Annotated in this window: 5 protein-coding genes and 1 pseudogene; 3 read left to right on the top strand and 3 right to left on the bottom strand. The window is 59.6% G+C overall.

From position 1 onward, the window contains the following. Positions 1-100: 100 nt before the first annotated feature. Positions 101-157, top strand: a pseudogene (locus ATE71_RS23180) (excalibur calcium-binding domain-containing protein); the annotation flags it as partial. Positions 158-474: 317 nt separating this feature from the next. Here the strand turns inward: ATE71_RS23180 and ATE71_RS15295 are convergent. Then, positions 475-2,466 (bottom strand): hypothetical protein, encoded by a 1,992-nt coding sequence (locus ATE71_RS15295; RefSeq protein WP_058804211.1) that lies wholly within the window; start codon positions 2,464-2,466, stop codon positions 475-477. A 166-nt stretch (positions 2,467-2,632) separates the two neighbouring features. Between ATE71_RS15295 and ATE71_RS15290 the strand changes: the two genes are divergently transcribed. Then, positions 2,633-3,748: a Fic family protein gene (locus ATE71_RS15290; protein ID WP_054588728.1), complete on the top strand. Its 1,116-nt coding sequence runs from the start codon at positions 2,633-2,635 to the stop codon at positions 3,746-3,748. 828 nt (positions 3,749-4,576) lie between these two features. Here the strand turns inward: ATE71_RS15290 and ATE71_RS22555 are convergent. After that, on the bottom strand, positions 4,577-4,738 hold the full coding sequence (locus ATE71_RS22555; protein WP_158500099.1) for a hypothetical protein: 162 nt from the start codon (positions 4,736-4,738) through the stop codon (positions 4,577-4,579). Here ATE71_RS22555 and ATE71_RS15285 point away from each other — a divergent pair. Next, positions 4,737-5,312 carry an SDR family NAD(P)-dependent oxidoreductase gene (locus tag ATE71_RS15285; RefSeq protein ID WP_054588729.1) on the top strand — a complete coding sequence of 192 codons (576 nt, stop codon included), beginning with the start codon at positions 4,737-4,739 and terminating at the stop codon, positions 5,310-5,312. The genes ATE71_RS22555 and ATE71_RS15285 overlap by 2 nt on opposite strands. Positions 5,313-5,376: 64 nt before the next feature. Here the strand turns inward: ATE71_RS15285 and ATE71_RS15280 are convergent, their stop codons facing one another. Beyond that, complete coding sequence (locus tag ATE71_RS15280) at positions 5,377-6,363, bottom strand: MDR family oxidoreductase (RefSeq protein WP_054590310.1); 987 nt, start codon at positions 6,361-6,363, stop codon at positions 5,377-5,379. Between the last annotated feature and the right edge of the window lie 287 nt (positions 6,364-6,650).

The raw sequence follows: 6,650 nt of genomic DNA, 5'->3' as shown, positions 1-6,650 counted from the left end.
GATCGAGGAGGAAAATCAGCCCCTACACATCACCGCCAAAGCCGCCTGACGATGGCCCACGGCCACAGCCGAAATTACACCACCTTGACGGACGCGACCCCCCGAGATGGATGGCGATGGCGACGGAATCGCCTGCGAACCTTATCGCCCTCGATAGAAACTCGTGGCCGATTGCTGACCGTCAGCTTTGGAACCAGATATCAATAAGCAGAAATAACCCCGTCGCCCTGACACAAGATATGTGCGAGCGTCCGGGATAGGTCAGTTGGCAACAGCATTCAGTGCCATGAGCGTGCCGCCGATCGAGGCGATGCCTGAACGTTCGTAAGTCCTCAGCGAAAAAGAATGGAGCGAAACACGGTCACATTTCGTGCGTCAAATCCAATGGCCGCTTTCGGACGCAGGTTATTCGTGGTCGAATGACCAAGATCGGGCGCAAATCGGACGCCGCCGCCATCGCCTCCCCTGCTGTTCTCAAGCCACAGCCCAGACTTGGTTGATCACTTTCGCTGCCAGCGCAATTTTGTTCTCCGGCAGAAACCGCCCGTAATGCTGGGCGACCACATCTGCGGTATCTTGAATTGCATAGCCCGCCTGCTCGTACGATCCGGTTTCTTTGAGGATATGCGTGGCAAGAACATCGCGCACATTATGAGGCCCATGCGGCAACAATCCCTCAATCGCTCCACGCTTGGTATAGGGGTTGAAAATCCCATAGCGCTGAATGGTCAGCCGCCATGCTTCATAGAATGCAGACTGGCTGTATGCGGCTTCTCGGCTGGTGGATTTTACCGTCTTCACAAAGAAGTTGCCGGGATCCGGAGCACCGTTGAGCAGAACCGGGCGATGTATCCGGATATATCTATCAATAAAGCGATAGAGATCTCCAACGTCCGGCAGCAGCAGCCGATACGGCCGCTTCGCGAAGAAAGAGGAATTCGCGTTCTTGAAGGCCGCAGCGGGGATGAGCACCTCCCACCCCTTCTCCTTGGTGCTCCAGCGCAGTTCGCCGCACCTCTGCGCTTCAAGCTGGCGCTCCGACCTCGGAGTCCCGCCACGCGGACAAAGGAGCAGTTCCCGCATGTTTCGTTGTCGGATGCCCAAATGCAGCCCGAGCCGGATCAAGAGCAACGAACGCATGGCTTCGGCTGCCGGACGAGGATAGCGCCCCGCAGACGGCATCAACCGTACAATCTCCTCCGCGATCCGCCGATACTCGCCGATGGGGCTATCCGCCTCCAGCTCGACCATAATCGGTTCGAACGTATCGCGATGGACCTTTGCGACACGCTGAATCTCTTTCGCTCGGACCATGCCGTGAGAGTAGAAGGCCTCGCAAACCCCGTCCCAATCCGATTGCGCAGCTTGGATGTCCGCTTCCGACACCAACCCGGGGATCTGGCGCAGCCTATGCGCCAGATCCGGTCGCTGCCGGAGCCAGCCGGTGTCCGCGCGGGTCATCGCCAACCCAAGCTGCACCATGTTGACTTCCCAGATAGTAAAGAAGCCGCGCCGCCGCTCTCGCCATCTTACGTACCAGTCCCAGACGGCAGGAAAAACCAGCAGAGCGACGCTGAGCTTGGCGAGTGGCACGCCCAAACCAGCGACTGCCCCGTCGGGCGACGCGGCGAGCGCGCCGAATAGCAGTCCAAGATGATCGACTTTTTGAAGCGCGGTCTGCTCATTCCAGACGCCGTTGCGCTGATAACCGATCTCGGTAAGCGTCGCCGTCTTGAATTGAATGAGATGTGCGACTTCCTCCGCCAACGCTCGCGGGGCATCGCGCGATGTCGACACGAGTTCGAGTTCGATGTCATCCAGTTCGCCGAGGTCGAACTCTTCGGCAGGCTCAACCGGGACCTGCGGCCGAATGTTGTTCAGATCCGGGAAGCGAAGCGCATAACGTTGCCGCATGGCCATGGCCTGATAGCGACGATAGTCGGTGGCGCCGGAAATAATGACCTTCCGTACCCAGTCCAAAATCTCGCGGCGCTCGCGAAGGGGGCGCCTGTCAAAATCATTGGGCAGATGCCAGGCCATCCGGCGGCGTTCCGCCACACTCATCTCGCCGAGTTTGGTATGCCCGCTCCCCGCTCGCCCGGTATGCGGAAGCTTGGCGGCGAAGTAACCGGCCGGAAGGCGATAGCGCGTCTCGATGCGGCTCAGAATTTCCAGGCTTGTAACGGATCGCGGTACCTTTGTGCCAGCGACCCAATGCACGATGGTCTTCCGGTCGATACGGTCCTTTGGTCCAATAATCGCTTTATGCAGATGCCACGCGGTGTCGCCGTGCCGCTCCATATGCAGCGCCAGCGCCTCGTGGAATATGTCCCGATCGCCCCACATGGTCGAGTTCGGCTCGGGAAACTCCACGATAGCGCGCGGCTTGGGACCGCGTTTCTTATTTGGTTGGGCCGGGAGCACTGGTGCTTTGGAAATTCGCTTGCGACGGCTCTTGGGAATCATGAAATGGATGCGATCCTGTAATCAGTTACGGCGTGGGGTTGGGCTCCTTACAGGAACAAAATGATTTCGGAAGCTCAATGGGCCGAGTGCGGATGATCGATAGAAGGTGCTTCTATCGATCATAAAATACCGCTATCGTGATCGATAGAAGGGCTCGGTATCGATCATGCAGTGGAATTGGCAACAAGCAGACTGGCCGTCATTCCGTTATTCCCCTTCCCTCCTCCAGGATGTGGAGGCCAGTTTCCTAAAGGGAGCCGGCGTTGTCATCGGCGCACTACATCACGTCGATCAGGAAGCGCGGCAGGGTTTAACGCTGGACCTCATCTCTCAGGAAACGATCGAGAGCTCAGCGATCGAGGGTGAGATTCTGGATCGCGCAAGCGTGCAGTCGTCCCTCGCCCGCCACTTGGGCCTGACTGCTGAAAAACGGCGCGTCGGCAATGCCGAGGCGGGCGCCGCCGAGCTCATGGCGGACCTGTTTCAACGCTACGCAATGCCCTTGAACGACGAGCTTCTGTTCAACTGGCACGCAATGCTGATGAACGGCAGGCGCGATATCGTCGACGTCGGGCGTTATCGAACGCATGAGGATGCGATGCAGATCGTTTCGGGCCCTCTCCATGCGCCGCGCGTCCACTTCGAAGCACCGCCCTCATCTGAGGTCGCGGGGGAGATGAAAGCCTTCATTGCCTGGTTCAACGATAGCGCACCGGACGGGAGGAAGCCGCTCGGCCCCGTCTTGCGCGCTGGCATTGCTCATCTCTGGTTCGAAAGCATCCACCCCTTTGAGGACGGCAATGGACGTATCGGGAGAGCGATCGCGGAAAAGGCTCTCGCGCAAGCCCTGAACGCGCCCACACTGACCGCTCTGGCCAAAACCATCCATCGGCATCGCAAAGACTATTACGCCGCTCTTCATAGAGGGAGCCGCGATCTCGGGATCGACGACTGGTTGAACTGGTTCGGAGCGATCGTGCTGGAAGCGCAGGAACGCACCCTGCTCGAGGTTCGCTTTTTGATCGGAAAGACACGCCTGTTCGACAGCATCCAAGGGCAAATCAACGAACGACAGGAGAAAGCTATCCTACGCATATTCGCGGAAGGCCCTGATGGCTTCACAGGTGGATTGAGTGCTCGCAACTATCAAACGATCACCGGCGCCGCTCCTGCGACGGCTACGCGCGATCTAACAAAGCTGGTCGAGCTCGGAGCGCTTTACCGAACGGGTGAGCATCGCCATGCTCGCTATCACCTCAAGTTCTTGGCTGAGGTCATCTGAAGAACGATTTACCGCACAGGCATTTGGCCATATGTGGCCAATAAATCTGCGACATACGGACAATCTATCCCTATCATTTCAGGCCCTGACCGTGTGAGAAATAACGGGGCCGACGACCTAAAAACCTTTGGCCTGTTTGCCGTTTACGTGTGGGAGGCCCCAACGAAAACGGAAAGAATAAAAAGACACAAGATCAATATTTTAGAAGAACCAATGACTCTTAATCAGCGGGTCCTAGGTTCGAGCCCTAAAAAAAGTGCGTCCACCATTTTTCCTTTGGAAATCGACGGCACCCTCATCGATCGAACCGTGAGCCCGGCTACGAAGTGGGCCAGCCATCCTATAGTGTCCGTCATTGGCCGTATAGCGGACCGGTAACTTTCGGAAGCAAGCTCGAAATAGCGGCTATAACTGCCGAGCCCTACCCGATGCCCGAATTGGCGGCATAGACCGTCCGCATTTAGGGCCATGGCTCATGCATCAGAGCCGGAAGTTCGAGGTTTGCAGCGAGCGCGAAGGGTGAGCAGAAAGCCGATCCACGAGCCGCAATAAAGGGACAAATCGACAGGATAGTCGAGCATGCCGGCGGAGCTGGCTGATGACGTGGGCACTGGACCGGAGCAAATGATCGCCGGCGCCGCTGACGGGTTCGGTGACTTCTTGAGTTTGCGACTGTCTGCGCGTGTGAAAGTTCCCACGCGCGCCATTGCAGTTCCATTCATGTCCCGATCTTCACCGCTACTCTGCGGCGCAGGGGGCCTGCCCAGCCCTTCTGCGGAGACGGCCCGAATCGGGCCCGTCCAATGCTGGCGGGAGGCTGCGGCATTTTTACCGGTTCTTGCGCCCCTCGATCAGTCCGTCAACGAGGCTGGGGTCGGCGAGGGTCGAGGTGTCGCCGAGCGATCCGAAATCATTTTCGGCGATCTTGCGCAGGATGCGGCGCATGATCTTGCCCGAGCGGGTCAGCGAAGCGGATTGGGCAAGCGCCATGTCCCTTGCACAGGACCGCTTCGGCGGCCTGGACATATTGGTCAACAACGCCGGCCTCTTCCTGATGAAATCGCTCGCGGATACCACCCTCGACGATTGGCGGCGCATCCATACCGTCAATGTCGAAGGGGTATTCCTCGGCTGTCGCTATGCGGCCCCTCTTCTCGCGGAACGGGCCAGCCTTTGGGCCGCCGGTGGTTCGATCATAAACCTGTCTTCGGTCGCCGGGCTGATCGGTTCGCCGAACACCAGCTGCTACAATGCGTCCAAGGGCGCCGTTCGCCTGTTCACCAAGGGGGTCGCCATTGAACTCGCCAGCCAAGGCATCCGCGTCAATTCGGTCCACCCCGGCGTCATTGACACGGTGATGGGCAGCGAACTGGTGGCGGGATTCTCCGATCGGCTCGGTGTCGTCGAGAGCGACGCCCGCGTCGCGGTAGGCGGACTGCACCCGCTCGGCCGCTTCGGACGCGATGCCGATGTCGCCGCCGCGGTTGCCTTTCTCGCTTCGGACGACGCCGCTTTCATGACCGGCTCGGAAATGGTCGTCGATGGCGGCATGACGGCCCAATAAGATTCGGCGGCCGGCTCCGCATTGCGGGACCGGCCGTCGACCATCATCATCAGCCAGTCGGTCTTCAGTCGCGATTGACGTCGACAACAGTTCGGCCGCGAATTTCCCCGGCCAGGATACGCGGCGCGCGCTCGATCACATCGGACAGCCCGATCTCCTCGACCATCGCCTCCAGCTTCGCTACGTCGAGATCGGTCGCGAGGCGCGCCCACGCCTCTTCGCGCGCCGCCATCGGCTGCATGACGCTGTCGACGCCCGACAAGGTGATGTCGCGCAGAATGAATGGAAACATCGTCGCGGGAAAGTCGATCCCATGCGCAAGCCCCGTGGCAGCGACCACGCCGCCATAACGAATGCCTGCGATGACATTGACCAGCGTATGACTGCCCGCCGTATCGATGGCGCCCGCCCAGCGCTGCCGCTGCATGGGTTCGCCGGGTGCCGCCAGTTCGGCCCGGTCGAGGATTTCCGCGGCGCCGAGCGATTTCAGATAATCCGCCTCGCTCATCCGGCCCGTTGCGGCGACGACCCGATAGCCGAGCTTGCTGAGCAGCGCGACCGCCACGCCGCCGACGCCGCCGCTCGCCCCGGTGACCAGAATATCGCCATCGTCGGGAAGAACCCCCAGCCTTTCCAGGCGGAGCACGCAAAGCATTGCCGTATATCCCGCTGTGCCGATGGCGGCGGCTTGGAACGGCGAAACATTGTCGGGCAGACGAACCAGCCAGTCGCCTTCCACCCGTACCCGCTGAGCAAGCCCGCCAAGATGGCGCTCGCCAAGACCGAACCCGTTGGCGACAACCCGGTCACCCTGCTGCCATCGCGGGTCCTCGCTATCAGCGACAACTCCCGCAAAATCGATGCCGGGGATCATCGGGAATTTGGTCACGAGCGACCGCTCGCCGGTGATCAACAGTCCGTCCTTATAGTTCATCGTCGAATATTCCACATCGACGACGACGTTGCCAACGGACAAAAGCCCGTCGTCGATCTCACGCAACGCGGCGACATGCTTATCATTTTCGCGCTCGATCAATATCGCTTTGGTCACGAACATTCCTTCTCGTAAGGGTGACGCCGGTCACCCCGGCCGTGGAATTCAAGGTTCGAACCCGATCGCACGCTCGTTCATCGCCATCTGAGCAACGAATGGAATGCCCTCCCCGGCCACACACTTATCCCTTTTCGCCATGGCAGCGATATTCGCGCCGGCGCCAGGCTACCAGTTTTGCCGCAGCCAAACGTCGGACGCGTCGGGGTGAGACCGGAAGAGTAAGAGAAGATCCCAACCGGCAGCTTTTGGGCCGCGTTCGGAAGGCCTGTTACGAGCAAGTTCCA

The sequence above is a fragment of the Sphingopyxis sp. H115 genome (assembly GCF_001468465.1).
Taxonomy (GTDB): Bacteria; Pseudomonadota; Alphaproteobacteria; order Sphingomonadales; family Sphingomonadaceae; genus Sphingopyxis.
Note: the sequence above shows the minus strand (reverse complement) of the source record. Positions and strands in the feature narration are given on the sequence as shown.